The organism is Tepidimonas alkaliphilus (assembly GCF_007556595.1).
Lineage (GTDB): Bacteria > Pseudomonadota > Gammaproteobacteria > Burkholderiales > Burkholderiaceae_C > Tepidimonas > Tepidimonas alkaliphila.
In genome coordinates this window covers 31143-47717 of record NZ_VJNB01000009.1, presented here as the reverse complement: position 1 = coordinate 47717, position 16575 = coordinate 31143, and the positions used below count along the sequence as shown (strand labels likewise).

Sequence of the window (16575 nt, the reverse complement as noted above, 5' to 3'; positions counted from 1 at the left end):
GCCTCGCTCCTCGCGTGTCGTGGGGGGTCGCGCAGGCGCACAGTCTAGCGCCAGGCGCCGCCCGCGCCGCTGGCGCCCGCGGCAGAGCCCTCAGTACAATCCCGGGCTTGCCCCTCGTGCGCCAAGTCGCCCAGCCATGTCCAAGCGCCGTCTGTTCGTCACCACCGCCCTGCCCTACGCCAACGGCCACTTCCACATCGGCCACATCATGGAGTACATCCAGGCCGACGTGTGGGTGCGCACGCAGCGGCTGCTGGGGCACGAGGTGCACTTCGTCGGCGCCGACGACGCGCACGGCGCGCCGATCATGATCGCGGCGGAGAAGGCCGGCAAGACGCCGCAGCAGTTCGTCGCCGACATCGCCGCCGGCCGCGCCGCCTACCTGGACGGCTTTCACATCCGCTTCGACAACTGGCACAGCACCGACGCGCCGGAAAACCACGAGCTGGCGCAGGCCATCTACCGGGCGCTGCAGGCCGCCGGGCTGATCGAGCGGCGCACCATCGAGCAGTTCTACGACCCGGTCAAGGGCATGTTCCTGCCCGACCGCTACATCAAGGGCCAGTGCCCGCGCTGCGGCGCGCCGGACCAGTACGGCGACGCGTGCGAGGCCTGCGGCGCCGTCTACACCCCCACCGAGCTGAGGAACCCGTACTCGGCGCTGTCCGGCGCCACGCCCGAGCTGCGCCAGTCGGAGCACTTCTTCTTCAAGCTCTCCGACCCGCGCTGCGTGCAGTTCCTGGAGGAGTGGACCTCCGCGCCAGGCCGGCTGCAGCCGGAGGTGGTCAACAAGATCCGCGAGTGGTTCGCCAAGGACAAGGACGGCCGCGGGGGCTTGGGCGACTGGGACATCAGCCGCGACGCGCCGTACTTCGGCATCGAGATCCCGGATGCGCCGGGCAAGTACTTCTACGTCTGGCTGGACGCGCCGATCGGGTATCTGGCCAGCCTCAAGAACCACTTCGACAAGGGTCAGGCGGCCAACCACTGGCACGCGCCGTCGCGCACGACGCAGACGTTCGAGGAGTTCGTCGCCGACCCGGCGGTGGAGCAGATCCACTTCATCGGCAAGGACATCACCTACTTCCACACGCTGTTCTGGCCGGCGATGCTGCATTTTTCCGGCCGCAAGACGCCGACGCACGTGTTCGTGCACGGCTTCATCACCGTCAGCGGCGAGAAGATGAGCAAGAGCCGCGGCACCGGCATCGACCCGCTGCGCTACCTGCGCCTGGGGCTCAACCCGGAGTGGCTGCGCTACTACCTGGCGGCCAAGCTCAACCCGCGCGTGGAGGACGTGGACTTCAACCCCGACGATTTCGTCGCCCGCGTCAACAGCGACCTGATCGGCAAGTACGTCAACATCGCCTCGCGCGCGGCGGGCTTCATCACCAGGCGCTTCGAGGGGCGGCTGGGCGCCGTCTCGCCCGACGGCGAGGCGCTGCTGGACGCGCTGCAGACCGCGCTGCCGGCGGTGGCCGAGCTCTGGGCCGAGCGCGAGTACGGCAAGGCGGTGCGCGAGGTGATGGCGCTTGCGGACCGCGTCAACGCCTACGTGGACCAGAACAAGCCGTGGGAGCTGGCCAAGCAGCCGGAACTCGCCGCGCGGCTGCACGACGTCTGCACCACCTGCCTAGAGGCGTTTCGCATCCTCACCGCGATGCTCAAGCCCGTGCTGCCCGCCACCGCCGAGCGGGTGGAGGCCTTCCTGCGCTGCGCGCCGCTGGACTTCGCCAACGCCGCGCAGCCGCTGGGGGCCGGGCACGCGATCGCGCCGTACGAGCACCTGATGCAGCGCGTCGACCCGAAGCTGCTGGAGGCGCTCTTCGAGCCACCCGCGCCGGCCGCGGCCCCCGACGCGGCCACCCCGGCCGCCGAAGGCGCGCCGCAGCCCGGCGGCGAGGCCATCGCGCCGACGATCACGATCGACGACTTCGCCAAGGTGGACCTGCGCATCGCGCGCATCGTGGCCTGCGAGCGCGTGGAGGGCTCCACCAAGCTGCTGCGGCTGACGCTGGATGTTGGCGAGGGCCGCACGCGCAACGTCTTCTCCGGCATCGCCTCGGCCTATGCGCCGGAGCAGCTCATCGGCAAGCTGACGGTGCTGGTGGCCAACCTCGCCCCGCGCAAGATGAAGTTCGGCGTCAGCGAAGGCATGGTGCTGGCCGCCAGCCACGCCGACGGCCAGGCGCACCCGGGGCTGTTCATCCTGGAGCCGCACGCCGGCGCCGAGCCGGGCATGCGGGTGCGGTGATGCGAGCCGCCGGCCTGAGTGCGCGCAGGCGCTTCATCACGCGCCAGCGCCACTGCGGGCCGCCGTCCGTGCCTACCTCCGCTCGTCCCGCGTTCCCGCATCGTTTCCGTGGAGGTTCGGCATGGCCCGTCTGGCATTGCATCCCTTTCGTCCCCGTCTGCTCGATGACCTGCGCGCCTACGACCGGGCGCGCCTGATGCGCGACCTCGGCGCCGGCGTCACCGTCGGCGTCGTGGCGCTGCCGCTGGCGATGGCGTTCGCGATCGCCAGCGGCCTGCAACCCTCCGCCGGCCTGTGGACCGCCATCGTCGCCGGCTTCCTGATCGCGGTACTGGGCGGCACGTCGGTGCAGATCGGCGGACCGGCCGGCGCCTTCATCGTCATCGTCTACGGCATCGTCGAGCGCCACGGCGTCGGCGGGTTGCTGGTGTCGACCTTCTGCGCCGGGCTGCTGCTGTTCGCGATGGGCTGGCTGCGGCTGGGCACGCTGGTGCGCTTCGTGCCGGTCAGCGTGGTCATCGGCTTCACCAACGGGATTGCGGTGCTGATCGCGCTGTCGCAGCTGCGCGACGCGCTGGGGCTGCAGGTGGCCAAGATGCCGGCGGACTTCTTCGGCATCCTGCACACGGTGGGCGGGGCGCTCACCACCGTCAACCCGTACGCGGTGGCGCTGGCGGGGCTGTGCGTGGTTGGGCTCTTGGTGTGGCCGCGCCTGTGGGCGGTGGATTCGGCGTTTCGCCAGCGGCTGGCCGGGCTGCAGGGTGTCAGCGCGCTGCAGGCCACCTCGCGCCTGCCGGCGCCGGTGGTGGCGCTGGTGACGCTGTCGCTGCTGGCCTGGGCGCTGGAGTGGCCGGTGGAGACCATCGGCTCCCGCTTCGGCGGCATCCCGCAGGGACTGCCGGCGCTGGTGTGGCCGGACGTGTCGTGGCAGACGGTGCGCCAGCTGGTGATCCCGACGCTGACCCTCGCGGCGCTGGGCGCCATCGAGTCGCTGCTGTGCGCGCGCGTGGCCGACCAGCTGCACGGCGGGCGCAAGCACAACCCCAACCAGGAGCTGATGGCGCAGGGCATCGCCAACGCGGTGGTGCCGTTCATCGGCGGCATGCCGGCCACCGGCACCATCGCCCGCACGGTCACCAACATCCGCAGCGGCGCCACCAGCGGCGTCGCGGGCGCGGTGCACGCGCTGGCGCTGGCGGCCATCGTGCTGCTGGCCGCGCCGCTGGCGCGCCACGTGCCGCTGGCGGTGCTGGCCGGCATCCTGCTGTTCGTCGCCTGGAACATGGGCGAGTGGCGCGAGTTCGCGCGCCTGCGCCAGTTCAGCATGCACTACCGCCTGATGCTGCTGAGCACGTTTGCGGTGACGGTGATCTTCGACCTGACGGTGGCGGTGGAGCTGGGGCTGGTGCTGGCGGTGGTGCTGTTCGTGCGGCGCCAGAGCAGCCTGTTTCGCGTCACGCTGGACCGCGTGGAGCCCGCACGCATCGAGGCGCGCCTGTACGGCTCGCTGTTCTTCGGCGCGGTGACCAAGCTCGATGCGCTCAACGACGCGGTGGACCGCGCCGAGCCGGGCGTGGCGGTGCGGCTCGACGCCGGCGACCTGCAGCTGCTGGACACCACCGGGCTGGACGCGCTGGAGAGCCTGCTGGAGGCGATCGAGCGCCGCGGCGGCACGCTCGCCATCGACGGGCTGCACGAGCAGCCGCGCTCGCTGATGGAGCGCGCGGGTTTCCTGCCGCGGCTGGCCGGCTGGACGGCGTGGGAGCGCGGTGGCAGCAACACGGCCGCCGCTGGCGACCTACAATCAAGGTTTGTTGATCGTTCCACCGAACGCCGCGATCCGCCATGAACTTTTTGGGTCTGCCCGATTACATCTCCGACACCACCCAGTTTTTGCAAGAGCTCAAGCGCGCCAAGCCGCAACTGGAAGCCGAGCAACGGGCTGGGCGTGCGCTGCTGTGGGATCGACCGCTGGACCGCGAATTCTGGCGCCAGGCGCAGGCCGCCCGCGTGCCGCAAAAGCCCTACGTTTATCAGACTGAACCGACGCTGTCGTGACTGCGGCGGCTGAGGCTGACGCCGCGGCGCTGCCCCCGCCGCCGCAGGGCGCGCCCAGCACCCTTGCGACTGTCGATCAAGTCGCCGTGGCACGCCTCTACGGCGAGCCCTTGTTTGCGCTGCCGCAGGATTTGTATATCCCGCCGGACGCGCTGGAGGTGTTCCTCGAGGCGTTCGAGGGGCCGCTGGATCTGCTGCTGTACCTGATCCGGCGCCAGAATTTCAACATCCTGGACATCCCGCTGGCGGAGGTGACGCGCCAGTACCTGGGTTACGTGGAGCAGATCCGCGCGCGCAACCTGGAGCTGGCCGCCGAATACCTGCTGATGGCGGCGATGCTGATCGAGATCAAGTCGCGCCTGCTGCTGCCGCCGGCGCCGCGCGCCGAAGGCGAACCGGAGCCGGAGGATCCGCGCGCCGAGCTGGTGCGCCGGCTGCTGGAGTACGAACGCATCAAGCTGGCGGCGCAGGCGCTGGATGCCCTGCCCCAACAAGGGCGTGATTTTTGGCGCGCGCACGTGCATGTGGAGCTGGCGCTGCCGTCGCGTTGGCCCAACGTGGATCCCGAGGAGCTGCGCGCCGCCTGGCGCGACATCCTGCGCCGTGCCCGTCTGGTGCAGCGGCACACCATCCAGCGCGAGGCGCTGTCGGTGCGCGAAACCATGAGCCAGCTGTTGCGAACCCTGCAAGGGCGGCGCTTTGCTGAGTTCGCCGAGCTGTTTGACCCTGCGCGCGGGGTGGCGCACGCAGTGGTGACCTTCATTGCGCTGCTGGAGCTGGGCAAAGAGGGGTTGGTGGAGGTGACCCAAGCCGAGCCGTATGCGCCTCTGTTTGTGCGGCTAACTTTCACCGCCACGACCTGATCAAGGTGGCGCAGCTGTTACGATGTGGGGATGGGGAGTTCTGCACGTCGCGCGCAGGGCGCTCGCACGCACGTTTACGACGCGCTGATCATCGGCAGCGGCCTGGCCGGTCTGGCCACGGCGCTGCAGCTTCCGTCCCACTGGCGTGTGGCCATCGTGACCAAGCGCAGCATCGCCGATGGCTCCAGCGCTTGGGCGCAGGGTGGCATCGCCGCCGTGCTGGGCGAGGACGACAGCTTCGATGCCCACGTGCAGGACACGCTGATTGCGGGCGCCGGCCTGTGCGACCCGCAGGCCACGCGCTTCGTCGTCGAGCACGCACCGCAGGCGATCGCCTGGCTGCGCGCGCTGGGCACCCCCTTCACGCAGGACGGCGCGGCGCTGCACCTGACGCGCGAAGGCGGTCACAGCCACCGCCGCATCGTGCACGCAGCCGACGCCACCGGCTGGGCGGTGCAGCAAACGCTGATCGAGCGCGTACGCGCTGCGGCGCACATCGACGTCTTCGAATCCCATGTGCTGGTGGATCTGCTGCTCAGCGATCGACACGCCACCGCGCCGCAACAGCCGCGCCGGGTGCTTGGCGCCTACGTATTGGATGAAGCGCGCGACGAAGTGGACGTGTTCGTCGCGCCGCACACGGTGCTGGCCACCGGCGGCGCCGGCAAGGTCTATCTCTACACCTCCAACCCCGACACCGCCACCGGCGACGGCATCGCCGCCGCCTGGCGCGCCGGCTGCCGGGTGGCCAACATGGAATTCATCCAGTTCCACCCGACCTGCCTCTACCATCCCAAGGCCAAAAGCTTTTTGATCAGCGAGGCGGTGCGCGGCGAAGGCGGCATCCTGAAGCTGCCGCCACACCTGGGCAGCCGCCGCTTCATGCCCGACCACGATCCGCGCGCGGAGCTGGCCCCGCGCGACATCGTCGCGCGCGCGATCGACTTCGAGATGAAAAAGCACGGCATCCCGTGCGTCTATCTGGACATCTCGCACCAACCGCCGGCCTTCCTGCACGAACACTTCCCCAACATCCTGAAGCGCTGCGCGGAGCTGGGTATCGACATCACGCGCGAGCCCATCCCCGTGGTGCCGGCGGCGCACTACACCTGCGGCGGCGTGGTCACCGACCTGCGCGCGCGCACCGACCTGCCGGGTTTGTATTGCGTCGGTGAGGCCAGCTACACCGGCCTGCACGGCGCCAACCGGCTGGCCAGCAACTCGCTGCTGGAGTGCCTGGTGTTCGCGCGCGCCGCCGCCGAGGACATGGTGGCGCACCCGGCGCCGCCCCCGGTCACTGTGCGCCCGTGGGACGACAGCCGCGTCAGCGACGCCGACGAGCAGGTCGTCATCAGCCACAACTGGGACGAGCTGCGCCGCTTCATGTGGGACTACGTCGGCATCGTGCGCACCGACAAGCGGCTGGAGCGCGCAGCCAACCGCATCGAGCTGCTGCGCCACGAGATCCACGAGTTCTACGCCAGCTTCCACGTCACGCGCGACCTGCTGGAGCTGCGCAACCTCGTGCAGGTGGCCGACCTGATCGTGCGCAGCGCGCGCAGCCGGCAGGAAAGCCGCGGCTTGCACTACAGCCGCGATCACCCCTATACCTTGCCGCAAGCCCGGCCCACGGTGCTGGCGCCACCTCGTCGATGAAGATGGCGTTGTCTCGCACCGGCTGGGCTTACGCTGCGCTGGCCTCCAGCATGGCCATGGTGGGTACCTATGTTGCGCTTTCCAAACCCTTGGCGACAGCCATGCCCGTGGTGCTGCTGGCTTGGCTGCGCTACCTGATCGGCGCGGCGGCCATGCCGCACTGGCTGCGCCGGGCGCCGCACGAACCGCCGCTGGACCGCGCGACGCTGGCGCTGCTGTTCTGGCAGGCGCTGCTGGGCAACTTCCTGTTCACGATCTGCATGCTGACCGGCCTGCGGCTGACCACCGCCAGCGCCGCCGGTGTCATCATGGCCGCCATCCCGGCGATGGTGGCGCTGCAGTCGTGGCTGTTCCTGCGCGAGCGGCTCGACGGCCGCGCGCTGGCGGCCATCGCGCTGGCGGCCGCGGGTATCGCGCTGTTTTCGCTGGACAAGGCCGCACCGGCGCCGGCCGCGGCCAGCGGCGCCTGGCTCGGCGTGCCGCTGGCGCTGTGGGGCAACCTGCTGGTGCTGGCGGCGGTGGCCTGCGAAGCCGCGTATGTGGTCATCGGCAAGCGACTGACCGGACAGTTAGGCCCGAAACGCATCGCGGCGTTGATCAACCTGTGGGGCCTGGCGTTGATGACGCCGCTGGGCGCGTGGGCGGCCTGGGACTACGACTGGAGCCGCATGAGCCTGCTTTTGTGGGGCTTGCTGGTTTTTTACGGTCTGGCGGCCAGCGTATGGAGCGTGTGGCTGTGGATGACCGGTCTGCACCATGTGCCCGCGGCGCGCGCTGGGGTTTTTACCGTTATGCTGCCGGTCAGTGCCGCCGCGGTCGGCGTGTTGTTCATGGGCGAGCGTTTGTCGCCACTGCAATGGGCAGCCTTCGGGTTGGCGCTCGCAGGGTTGGCGGTGGCCGCCTGGCCTACGCCCTCTACGCGCACCACAGACCCGTCGGTTGGGTAATGCCCATCCACAGCGCCCAGCCGGAAGTGGCGGCGAGCGCCACACCCGCCAGCCGGATGCCCCAGCCGCCACTGCGCGCTTGGGCCAACTTCAGCAGCAGCCATGGGCCCGCTGTCAGCGACACCATGGTGCCAGCCGAAAAGGCTGCCATGATCAGCGCGCCGTGCCACCACGATGCCGACAACGAAGCCACCAACAACGCCGAATACAGCAGCCCGCACGGCATCAGCGCCCAGCCCAATCCCAGCACCACGGGCGCGCGCGGCCCCAGCCGCGCCAGCACCGGACGCGCATGTCGCCACACCGCCTGCGCCCAGCCGTCCAGAAAAGCCGGCTGGCGCGCTTGCACCACCATCAGCAAACCGAGCAACAGCGCCGCCACGTGCAGCATGGTCCAAAGTGGCCGCAACACCACCGTCTGCTGGCCGAGCCAGCCCATGCCCTGCACCGTGCCGCCGGCCAGCGCCCCCAGCAAGGCATAACCAACCACGCGGCTGGCCTGCCATGTCCACAGCGCGCGCTGCTCGCGCGGCGCGCCGGCGCGGGCGATGCCGGCGCAGGCCGCGCCGCACATCGCCACACAATGCGGCCCGCCGACCAGGCCCATCAGCAGCGCCGACAGCGTCATCGATTCCCACATCGACGGCTATCGTAGCGCGAACGGCCAACCCCCCGTCGCCTTCAAATGATTTTGGAAAAGCGCGCGCGATCTTGATCGACCTGCAGGTAGCGATCAAACACCATGGCGATCGCTCGCACCAGATACCAGCCGGTGGGGGTCACCTCCAGATGCGTCTCGTGCAGCCGCACCAGCCCGTGCTGCTGCAGCTCACGCAGCTGCTCCAGCTCGCGCGCGAAATAATGGCGGAAGTCCACCAGGTACGCCAGCCCGATCGACTCGTAGTCCACCAGCCCATGGCACATGATGGCCATGATGACGCTGCGGCGCAGCAGGTCGTCGCGCGTCAGCGCCAGCCCGCGCACGATGGGCAGCCGGCCCTGATCCAGCGCGTCGTAATAGTCCTCTAGCGTCTTGGCGTTCTGGCTGTAGGTGGCGCCAATGCGCCCAATCGCCGACACCCCCAGCGCGACCAGGTCGCAGTCCGGCTGCGTGCTGTAGCCTTGAAAGTTGCGGTGCAGCCGCCCCTGCCGCTTGGCCACCGCCAGCGCGTCGTCCGGCAGCGCGAAGTGATCCATGCCGATGTAGTCGTAACCAGCGGCGCTGAGCATGTCCAACGCCAGCGCCAGCATCCCCAGCTTGTCTGCGGCGCTGGGCAGCTCGGCGGCCACAATGCGCCGCTGCGGCTTGAAGCGCGCCGGCAAGTGCGCATACGCATACAGCGCAAGGCGATCCGGGCGCAGCTGCGCCACCTGCTCCAGCGTGCGCCGCAACGACTCCGGCGTCTGTCGAGGCAAGCCGTAGATCAGATCGACATTGAGCGATTCAAACCCCAGCTCCCGGGCCGCCTGCACCAGCGCAAACACCTGCTCGGCGGGCTGGATGCGGTGTACCGCGCGCTGCACCATCGGGTCAAAATCCTGCACCCCGAAGCTCAGGCGGTTGAAGCCGAGCCGCTGCAGGTGCGCCAGGCGCTGCGGCGTCACCGTGCGGGGGTCGATCTCGATGGAGTATTCGCCCCCCGGCACCAGCTCAAAGTGGCGGCGCAGCAGCGCCATCAAGTCGCTGAGCTCATCGTCGGAGAAAAATGTGGGCGTGCCACCGCCCAAGTGCAATTGGCTGACGCGCTGCCCGCGCCCGAGGTGGCGCGTCTGCAGCTCCAGCTCCAGCCCAAGGTAGCGCAGATACTCAGCGGCCCGCTCGTGATGGCGCGTGACGATCTTGTTGCACGCGCAGTAGTAGCACAGCGAAGCGCAGAACGGGATGTGCACATACACCGACAACGGCAGCGCCAGCGAGCCGGCGCGGCGTTGTTGCAGCGCCTGGATGTAGTCGCGCTCGCCAAACGCTTCGACAAAGCGATCCGCGGTCGGGTACGAGGTGTAACGCGGGCCGGGAATGTCGAAGCGGCGCAACAAGCCCTCATCGATGACGTGCTTCACGGTCATACCATTGCTTGGACGGCTGTCCGACTATGCCGCAGCGCCTCCACCCCCCTGTTGACGTGTATCAAAAGGCGGTCGGACGCCCTATCAGGCAAGAGAGCAAGCCGCCCGTCGCCGTCTGGCATGGGGTGGGTTGCTATCATCGGCGTCACTTCGTCTTGCGCCCCGCTTTGCATCATGGATCTGCATGCCATCAAAGTCGCCTGCTCAAGCTGCAATTTGCGCGAGCTGTGCCTGCCCGTCGGTCTCAATGCCCAGGAGATGGCGCGCCTGGATCACCTGATCACCACAAGACGGCGGTTACGCCGCGGTGGCATGCTGTTCGCAGCGGGCGATCCGTTCACCTCGCTGTATGCCGTGCGCTCGGGCTTCTTTAAAACTGTGATCAACACCGCCGACGGACGCGATCAAGTGACGGGCTTTCAAATGGCCGGCGAAATCCTTGGCTTGGACGGCATCGTGCAAGACAAGCATTCGTGCTCCGCAGTGGCGCTGGAAGACGCCGAGGTCTGCGTGCTGCCGTTTGACAAGCTGGAAGCCCTGTCGCGCGAATTCAGCACGCTGCAACACCATGTGCACCGCATCATGAGCCGCGAAATTGTGCGCGACCAAGGGGTAATGCTGTTGCTCGGCAGCATGCGCGCGGAAGAGCGGCTGGCGGCCTTTTTGCTGAATTTGGTGCAACGACTGCACACCCGCGGGTTTTCCCGTTCGGAAATGATTCTGCGCATGACTCGCGAGGAAATCGGCAGCTACCTCGGCATGAAACTCGAAACCGTCAGCCGGACGTTCTCACGTTTTCAGGACGAGGGCATCATCGAGGTGCGGCAGCGCTACGTGCGCATCCTCAAGCCCGAAGCACTGCAAGCCATCGTCAACCAAGGCGAGCCGCTTTGAGCCAGCGGGTTTGACCCATCATCAAGATGGGTCATGACGCTGCGCCTGGCTGTCGGAGCGAGGGCAAGCCGACGGCCGCTGCTGCTCCGGCAGCGGACAGCGATTGATTTCCCACGGCGACTTCGACAGCAGCGTCGTCAAGGCGCTGGAGGCCATCGTCAAGCCCCAGAACACAAAAAACGCCAGCGTGTAAACCGCTTGGCGCGACCAGCCGAGCGACTCGCCCGCCCAGTGCAGCTCGTGCGGATCGACGAAGGCGAACACCACCATCTCGATCAACGCCGCCATCAGAAAGGCCGGCCAAGCAATCCAGAGGATCTGCTGTACGCGGGTCATGGTCGAGGTCTCCTGTCGTCGTTGGCCGCCTCACGGCGCCTCGCCCTGCCCGCGCCGCGGGGTTCAGTCCCCTTTGGGCAGCGTGGGCGAGACCACGTGGTTGCGAGCCTGCCCAGCGGGCAACACCGCTTTTTCGGCCTGCAATCGCTCTTCGGGACTGAGCCGCTCCAAAGGCTCCGCCACGCGCGCCGGCGCCGCCTCACGGGGCAGCACCGTGTCTGCATGGCGCACCGCGATCCAAACCGTGATCAACGAGGCCACCACCACCGCCAGCGGGCCACCGACCACCAGCCACATGATGGGCTCGCGGAACCATGGACGCCGCTCATTGGGCGCGGTTGCGGGTGTGGACGGCATTGGATTCATAGTTTATCGCCTCAGCTTAAACCCGGTTTAGGGAACAACCCTAGAAATAAGCGGGCCGACCAGCGCCACCCCCGCTTAACGCGGAACCAAAAAGGTTGTGCGCTCCCGCACCTCGATCTTGCCATCCGTCGAGCGGAAGTGGAATTCGATCGGATGCGTGCCGCTGGGCTGCCCTGGCGGCACCTGCACCCGCACCGCCACGGAGCGCACTTCCGTCGGCAACAGATGCACGACCGGCTCGGATGCCAGCTCGATGCCCGGCAAACCTTGCACCTCGATGCGCAGCTCGCGCGGCTCTTCCGACGCGTTCATCAACTGAATGCGATAAACGTTTTCGATGCGCCCCATCTCCACCACCCGCGCCAGCGCCCCGCGGTCGCGGATCACATCGACCTTCAGCGGCACCCGCAACCATAAACTGACCCCCAAAGCCGCCACAATGGCCAGCAGGATCGAGCTGTATATCAAAACGCGCGGACGAAAAACGCGCCGAATCATCTGCGCCCGGCTCCACCCATGCTCCATGCCGTTTTGCGTGGAGTATTTGACCAGGCCTTTGGGATAGCCCATTTTTTCCATCACCTCGTCGCACACGTCGGCGCAAGCCCCGCAGCCGATGCACTCGTATTGCAAGCCGTTGCGGATGTCGATGCCTGTGGGGCAAACCTGCACGCACAGCGTGCAGTCGATGCAGTGACCAAGCCCCAGCGCTTGCGGTTCAGCGGACTTCTTGCGCGGCCCGCGCGGCTCCCCGCGCTGCGCGTCGTAAGTGACGATCATCGTGTCCTTGTCGAACATCGCGCTTTGGAAACGCGCATAAGGACACATGTATTTGCACACCTGCTCGCGCATGTAGCCCGCGTTGCCGTAGGTCGCAAAACCGTAAAAGAAAATCCAAAAGGTCTGCCACGGGCCCAACTCCCACGTCAGCACCGCTTGCCCGAGTTCGCGGATCGGGGTGAAGTAGCCGGCAAAGGTAAAGCCTGTCCACAACCCCACCGCGATCCACGCCAGCTGCTTGCCGGTTTTGCGCGCGATCTTGTTCAAGTTCCATGGGCTTTGGTCAAGCCGCATGCGAGCGGAACGATCGCCCTCAAACAGCTTTTCCAGCCACAAGTAAATTTCTGTATAAACCGTCTGCGGACAGGCGTAGCCGCACCACAGCCGCCCCGCAATGGCGGTAAACAAAAACAGCGACAGCGCCGACACCACCAGGATGCCGGTCAAATAAATAAAATCCTGCGGATACAAAACCAGCCCAAAAATATAAAACCGCCGCGCCTCCAGATCAAACAGCACGGCTTGCCGCTGCCCCCATGTCAGCCACGGCAGGCCGTAAAAAATCGCTTGCGTCAACCAGACAAAAAACCATCGCCATTTGGCAAACAAACCCGTGACCGCGCGCGGATAAATCTTTTTGCGCGCCGCATAAAGCGAGATTTCGATCTCATCGTCTTGGGCTATTTTGGGCTGGGTGCTGGCGCTCATGATGATGAGCCTCCTGGAAGAGCAAAACCGACTCGGATCATCGTATCCGAGTCGGTTGTGGGCTGGCTTGACCTAGCGCAAGGCTGACGTTATTGGGCTTGATGCGAGAGTTTCCACACGTATGCGGTCAACACGTGAATTTGGTCGGGCGTCAGTAACGCATTCTGCGCCGGCATCACGTTGTTGAAGCCTTCGTTGATCGCTTTCACGATCGCCTCCTCGCCCCAGCCGTGCAGCCAGATCTGATCCGTCAGATTGGGCGCGCCGGTGGCGTGCATGCCTTTGCCGTCAGGTCCGTGGCAGGCGGCGCATGCGCCCCATTTCGATTGCCCCAAGCTGGCGCGCACGGCGTCGTGCGGGCTGCCAGACAGACTCAACACATAGTGAGCCAGATTGCGCACGTCTTCAGGCGTGCCGACTGCCGCAGCCATCGGCGGCATCACGCCGACCCGACCTTGGGTGATCACCGTCTTGATGTACTCCGGCTCGCCGTCGCCGCCGAGCCAGTCGTTGTCGGTCAGGTTCGGAAAGGATTTGCTGCCGCGCGCATCAGAGCCGTGGCACTGGGCGCAATAGTTCATGTAAAGTCGCTCACCCACCGCCATGGCGTTTTGATCTTTCGCCAAATCTTTCGGATCGGTGCCGCGGAACTTGGCATACAGGGGCTCCACAGCGGCCAGGGCACGCTCACGCTCACGCGCCCACTGGTCATGCGAGGACCAGTTCAAAATGCCCCCCATCTTGCCAAACATGGGGTACAGCGCGCCATAAATGAGCGCAAACACCACCGTGATGATGAACAGATACACCCACCAACGCGGCAGCGGGTTGTTCATTTCACGTAGATCGCCATCCCACACATGGCCCGTGGTGTTGTCCGCTGCGGCCTTGACGCGCGTCGTGCCGCTGACCCAGAGGAAAAACGCACACGCCAAAATGCTCAGCAGCGTGATGCCACCGACATAAAAGTGCCAAAAATCGCTGGTGAAATCGCTCATGATGGATGCTCCGTGGCGGCATGCCCTTAGTCATCGCCCTGAAAAGGCAGCTTGGCGGCCTCGTCGAAACGTTGCTTGTTCTTGCGCGACCACGCCCAGGCCCAAATGCCCACGAACGTGATCAGACTCAGCACCGTGACGAGCGAGCGCAAGTCATTGATGTCCATGGCATGCTCCCTTTTTGGTTGGCTACGGCGTCATTGAGCGGCTTGGGTTGAAGCCGCCTCGGCAGCGGGCGAGGTTTGCGCGGTTTGGGCCGACGGCTGCGCCAACTTGTCCCACGAACGTGCAGTGCCCAGGCTTTGCAGGTAGGCAATCAGCGCCTCCATTTCGGTTTTGCCCCGCACCTCATCGGCCGCTTTGGCGATTTCCTCGTCGGTGTAAGGCACGCCGAGCTTGCGCAACGCCGCCATACGGCCGGGCAACACATCGGCGTCCACTTGCCGCCGCTCTAGCCAGGGGTAGGCCGGCATGTTGGACTCCGGCACCAGGTCGCGCGGGTTGATCAGGTGGATGCGGTGCCATTCGTCCGAGTAACGACCGCCGACGCGCGCCAGGTCCGGCCCGGTGCGCTTGGAGCCCCACTGGAACGGATGGTCATACACAAACTCCCCTGCGACCGAATACGGCCCGTAACGCAAGGTTTCGGCGTGGAAAGGGCGCACCATCTGCGAGTGGCACACGTAGCAGCCTTCGCGGATGTAGATATCGCGCCCGGCCAGTTGCAGGGCCGTATAAGGCTTGACGCCTTCGATCGGTTTGGTCGTGGAGTGCTGGAAGAACAGCGGCACGATCTCGACCAGACCGCCCACCGCCACCACCAGGGTGATGAGGACGATCATCAGGAAATTGTTGGTCTCGATGCGCTCGTGGCCTGTGGGCTTGTGATCGTGTTCAGCCATGGCAAGTCCCCTTGATCAAGCTCAGTGCGCGGGCGCGGGAATGGCCACCGGCTCCACTTTGCCCTGCTGGGCGGTCTTCCAGACGTTCCAGGCCATCACGCACATGCCTGCGAGGTAGAGCACCCCGCCCAACAAGCGGATGACGTAGAACGGATACGACGCCTTGACCGACTCCACGAAGGTGTAGGTGAGCGACCCGTCCGGGTTGACCGCGCGCCACATCAAGCCTTGCATGACGCCAGCAATCCACATCGAGGCGATGTAGAGCACGATGCCGATCGTCGAGATCCAGAAGTGCACCTCAATGGCCTTGATGCTATACATGCGCTTCTGGCCGAACAGGCGTGGAATGAGGTAGTAGAGCGAACCCATTGTCACCAGGCCGACCCAGCCCAGCGCGCCAGAGTGCACGTGGCCGATGGTCCAGTCGGTGTAGTGGCTCAGCGCGTTGACGGTCTTGATCGACATCATCGGTCCTTCGAAGGTGGACATACCGTAGAAGGACAGCGACACGATCAGGAAGCGCAAAATTGGGTCGTCACGCAGCTTATGCCAGGCGCCCGACAGCGTCATGATGCCGTTGATCATGCCGCCCCAGCTCGGCGCCAGCAGGATGAGCGAAAACACCATGCCCAGCGACTGCGCCCAGTCTGGCAGCGCGGTGTAATGCAAGTGGTGCGGGCCTGCCCACATGTAGGTGAAGATCAGCGCCCAGAAGTGCACGATCGAGAGCCGATAGGAATACACCGGGCGCTCGGCCTGCTTCGGGATGAAGTAATACATCATGCCCAGGAAGCCCGCGGTCAGGAAGAAGCCCACCGCGTTGTGGCCGTACCACCACTGCACCATGGCGTCCTGCACGCCGGCATAGACCGAGTAAGAGTGCGTCAGGCTGGTGGGAATCTGGATGTTGTTGACGATGTGCAGCATCGCCACCGCGATGATGAACGCGCCATAGAACCAGTTGGCCACGTAGATGTGCTTGACCTTGCGCTGGCTGATCGTGCCGAAAAACACGATCGCAAAGGCCACCCACACCACGGCCACCAGCACGTCGATCGGCCAGATCAGCTCGGCATACTCGCGCCCTTGCGTGTAGCCGAGCGGATACGTGATGGCCGCCAGCACGATCACCGCCTGCCAGCCCCAGAACGTAAACGACGCCAGCCCGGGCGCAAACAAAGGGGTTTGACAGGTGCGCTGCACCACGTAGTAGGCCGTCGCGAACAGGCCGCAGCCCCCGAAAGCGAAGATCACGGCGCTGGTGTGCAGCGGTCGCAACCGGCTGTAGGTGATATATTCGATACCGAAGTTCAGCTCCGGCCAGGCTAGCTGGGCGGCGATGATGACGCCGACCAAAAAGCCGACGATGCCCCACACCACAGTCATGATGGCAAACTGCCTCACGACCTTGTCGTTATAGACCCCTGTGGCCGGGGCCAACGTGGTTGCAGACATAGAAACGCTCCTGTTGTGTGAAACTCACCCGGCCCAGCAGTATGGCGAAACGCGCATCAGCATCTGTTGATATATGTCAAACCGAACTCCGGGGAAACCCGAGGTTCTGACCCATATCAATCTTGCCTAAGGATGCGTTCACCCTCGCGCTCGACGTTGTCAAACTGACCCGACTGCAGCGCCCACCAAAACACGCCGATGATCAGCAGCACCAGCACCACCGACAGCGGCACCAACAGGTAGAGGATTTCCATCGCTTGCGTCTCCGTTTCAAAGCGGTTGCTGCTT

General features: G+C 66.0%; 17 protein-coding genes. 7 read left to right on the top strand and 10 right to left on the bottom strand.

Annotated elements, in window-relative coordinates; all coding sequences use genetic code 11:
* The first annotated feature begins 136 nt into the window (after nt 1–136).
* The 6 genes from metG to Talka_RS08925 all read left to right on the top strand — a co-directional run bounded on the left by metG (nt 137) and on the right by Talka_RS08925 (nt 7778).
* A complete protein-coding gene (gene metG / locus Talka_RS08950; protein WP_143890817.1) occupies nt 137–2254 on the top strand; it encodes a methionine--tRNA ligase in 2118 nt (705 codons plus the stop codon).
* A gap of 121 nt (nt 2255–2375) precedes the next feature.
* A complete protein-coding gene (locus Talka_RS08945; RefSeq protein WP_143890815.1) occupies nt 2376–4103 on the top strand; it encodes a SulP family inorganic anion transporter in 1728 nt (575 codons plus the stop codon).
* Nucleotides 4100–4312 carry a DUF3460 family protein gene (locus Talka_RS08940; RefSeq protein ID WP_143890813.1) on the top strand — a complete coding sequence of 71 codons (213 nt, stop codon included), beginning with the start codon at nt 4100–4102 and terminating at the stop codon, nt 4310–4312. The genes Talka_RS08945 and Talka_RS08940 overlap by 4 nt, the downstream gene beginning before the upstream one ends.
* On the top strand, nt 4309–5175 hold the full coding sequence (locus tag Talka_RS08935) for a segregation and condensation protein A (protein ID WP_185970117.1): 867 nt from the start codon (nt 4309–4311) through the stop codon (nt 5173–5175). Before Talka_RS08940 ends, Talka_RS08935 begins: the two co-directional genes overlap by 4 nt.
* 30 nt (nt 5176–5205) lie before the next feature.
* On the top strand, nt 5206–6831 hold the full coding sequence (nadB, locus tag Talka_RS08930; protein WP_143890811.1) for an L-aspartate oxidase: 1626 nt from the start codon (nt 5206–5208) through the stop codon (nt 6829–6831).
* A 2-nt stretch (nt 6832–6833) separates the two neighbouring features.
* A complete protein-coding gene (locus tag Talka_RS08925; protein ID WP_143890944.1) occupies nt 6834–7778 on the top strand; it encodes a DMT family transporter in 945 nt (314 codons plus the stop codon).
* Here the strand turns inward: Talka_RS08925 and Talka_RS08920 are convergent.
* Both Talka_RS08920 and hemN read right to left on the bottom strand, forming a co-directional pair.
* Complete coding sequence (locus Talka_RS08920) at nt 7747–8418, bottom strand: sulfite exporter TauE/SafE family protein (protein WP_143890809.1); 672 nt, start codon at nt 8416–8418, stop codon at nt 7747–7749. The genes Talka_RS08925 and Talka_RS08920 overlap by 32 nt on opposite strands.
* 41 nt (nt 8419–8459) lie before the next feature.
* Nucleotides 8460–9845, bottom strand: coding sequence for an oxygen-independent coproporphyrinogen III oxidase (gene hemN, locus Talka_RS08915; protein WP_143890807.1), 1386 nt, complete (start codon nt 9843–9845; stop codon nt 8460–8462).
* Between the two features lie 174 nt (nt 9846–10019).
* Between hemN and fnr the strand changes: the two genes are divergently transcribed.
* Nucleotides 10020–10739 (top strand): fumarate/nitrate reduction transcriptional regulator Fnr, encoded by a 720-nt coding sequence (fnr, locus tag Talka_RS08910; protein ID WP_143890805.1) that lies wholly within the window; start codon nt 10020–10022, stop codon nt 10737–10739.
* Nucleotides 10740–10760: 21 nt separating this feature from the next.
* On the opposite strand, the gene Talka_RS08905 is transcribed toward fnr, so the two are convergent.
* The 8 genes from Talka_RS08905 to ccoS all read right to left on the bottom strand — a co-directional run bounded on the left by Talka_RS08905 (nt 10761) and on the right by ccoS (nt 16541).
* Nucleotides 10761–11075 carry a hypothetical protein gene (locus Talka_RS08905; RefSeq protein WP_143890803.1) on the bottom strand — a complete coding sequence of 105 codons (315 nt, stop codon included), beginning with the start codon at nt 11073–11075 and terminating at the stop codon, nt 10761–10763.
* A gap of 63 nt (nt 11076–11138) precedes the next feature.
* Nucleotides 11139–11372 (bottom strand): hypothetical protein, encoded by a 234-nt coding sequence (locus Talka_RS08900; RefSeq protein ID WP_246100641.1) that lies wholly within the window; start codon nt 11370–11372, stop codon nt 11139–11141.
* Between the two features lie 144 nt (nt 11373–11516).
* Nucleotides 11517–12929: a cytochrome c oxidase accessory protein CcoG gene (gene ccoG, locus Talka_RS08895; protein ID WP_143890801.1), complete on the bottom strand. Its 1413-nt coding sequence runs from the start codon at nt 12927–12929 to the stop codon at nt 11517–11519.
* A gap of 89 nt (nt 12930–13018) precedes the next feature.
* Nucleotides 13019–13927 carry a cytochrome-c oxidase, cbb3-type subunit III gene (ccoP, locus tag Talka_RS08890; protein ID WP_143890799.1) on the bottom strand — a complete coding sequence of 303 codons (909 nt, stop codon included), beginning with the start codon at nt 13925–13927 and terminating at the stop codon, nt 13019–13021.
* A 26-nt stretch (nt 13928–13953) separates the two neighbouring features.
* The gene (locus Talka_RS08885; protein WP_143890797.1) at nt 13954–14094 is read right to left on the bottom strand and encodes a cbb3-type cytochrome oxidase subunit 3; all 141 of its coding nucleotides are present in this window, start codon (nt 14092–14094) and stop codon (nt 13954–13956) included.
* A gap of 30 nt (nt 14095–14124) precedes the next feature.
* Complete coding sequence (ccoO, locus tag Talka_RS08880) at nt 14125–14829, bottom strand: cytochrome-c oxidase, cbb3-type subunit II (protein WP_143890796.1); 705 nt, start codon at nt 14827–14829, stop codon at nt 14125–14127.
* A gap of 21 nt (nt 14830–14850) precedes the next feature.
* A complete protein-coding gene (gene ccoN, locus Talka_RS08875) occupies nt 14851–16287 on the bottom strand; it encodes a cytochrome-c oxidase, cbb3-type subunit I (protein WP_143890794.1) in 1437 nt (478 codons plus the stop codon).
* A 116-nt stretch (nt 16288–16403) separates the two neighbouring features.
* Nucleotides 16404–16541, bottom strand: a complete 138-nt coding sequence (gene ccoS / locus Talka_RS08870; protein ID WP_143890792.1) for a cbb3-type cytochrome oxidase assembly protein CcoS — start codon at nt 16539–16541, stop codon at nt 16404–16406.
* Between the last annotated feature and the right edge of the window lie 34 nt (nt 16542–16575).

Bases quoted from the DNA above. Each gene is read 5' to 3' on its own strand.
- Talka_RS08885 (WP_143890797.1), bottom strand. From the start codon at position 14,094: ATGGACATCAATGACTTGCGCTCGCTCGTCACGGTGCTGAGTCTGATC.
- Talka_RS08945 (WP_143890815.1), top strand. From the start codon at position 2,376: ATGGCCCGTCTGGCATTGCATCCCTTTCGTCCCCGTCTGCTCGATGAC.
- ccoN (WP_143890794.1), bottom strand. From the start codon at position 16,287: ATGTCTGCAACCACGTTGGCCCCGGCCACAGGGGTCTATAACGACAAG.
- Talka_RS08905 (WP_143890803.1), bottom strand. From the start codon at position 11,075: ATGACCCGCGTACAGCAGATCCTCTGGATTGCTTGGCCGGCCTTTCTG.
- hemN (WP_143890807.1), bottom strand. From the start codon at position 9,845: ATGACCGTGAAGCACGTCATCGATGAGGGCTTGTTGCGCCGCTTCGAC.
- ccoS (WP_143890792.1), bottom strand. From the start codon at position 16,541: ATGGAAATCCTCTACCTGTTGGTGCCGCTGTCGGTGGTGCTGGTGCTG.
- nadB (WP_143890811.1), top strand. From the start codon at position 5,206: ATGGGGAGTTCTGCACGTCGCGCGCAGGGCGCTCGCACGCACGTTTAC.
- Talka_RS08940 (WP_143890813.1), top strand. From the start codon at position 4,100: ATGAACTTTTTGGGTCTGCCCGATTACATCTCCGACACCACCCAGTTT.
- ccoG (WP_143890801.1), bottom strand. From the start codon at position 12,929: ATGAGCGCCAGCACCCAGCCCAAAATAGCCCAAGACGATGAGATCGAA.
- fnr (WP_143890805.1), top strand. From the start codon at position 10,020: ATGGATCTGCATGCCATCAAAGTCGCCTGCTCAAGCTGCAATTTGCGC.
- ccoP (WP_143890799.1), bottom strand. From the start codon at position 13,927: ATGAGCGATTTCACCAGCGATTTTTGGCACTTTTATGTCGGTGGCATC.
- ccoO (WP_143890796.1), bottom strand. From the start codon at position 14,829: ATGGCTGAACACGATCACAAGCCCACAGGCCACGAGCGCATCGAGACC.
- Talka_RS08900 (WP_246100641.1), bottom strand. From the start codon at position 11,372: ATGTGGCTGGTGGTCGGTGGCCCGCTGGCGGTGGTGGTGGCCTCGTTG.
- Talka_RS08925 (WP_143890944.1), top strand. From the start codon at position 6,834: ATGGCGTTGTCTCGCACCGGCTGGGCTTACGCTGCGCTGGCCTCCAGC.
- Talka_RS08920 (WP_143890809.1), bottom strand. From the start codon at position 8,418: ATGTGGGAATCGATGACGCTGTCGGCGCTGCTGATGGGCCTGGTCGGC.
- metG (WP_143890817.1), top strand. From the start codon at position 137: ATGTCCAAGCGCCGTCTGTTCGTCACCACCGCCCTGCCCTACGCCAAC.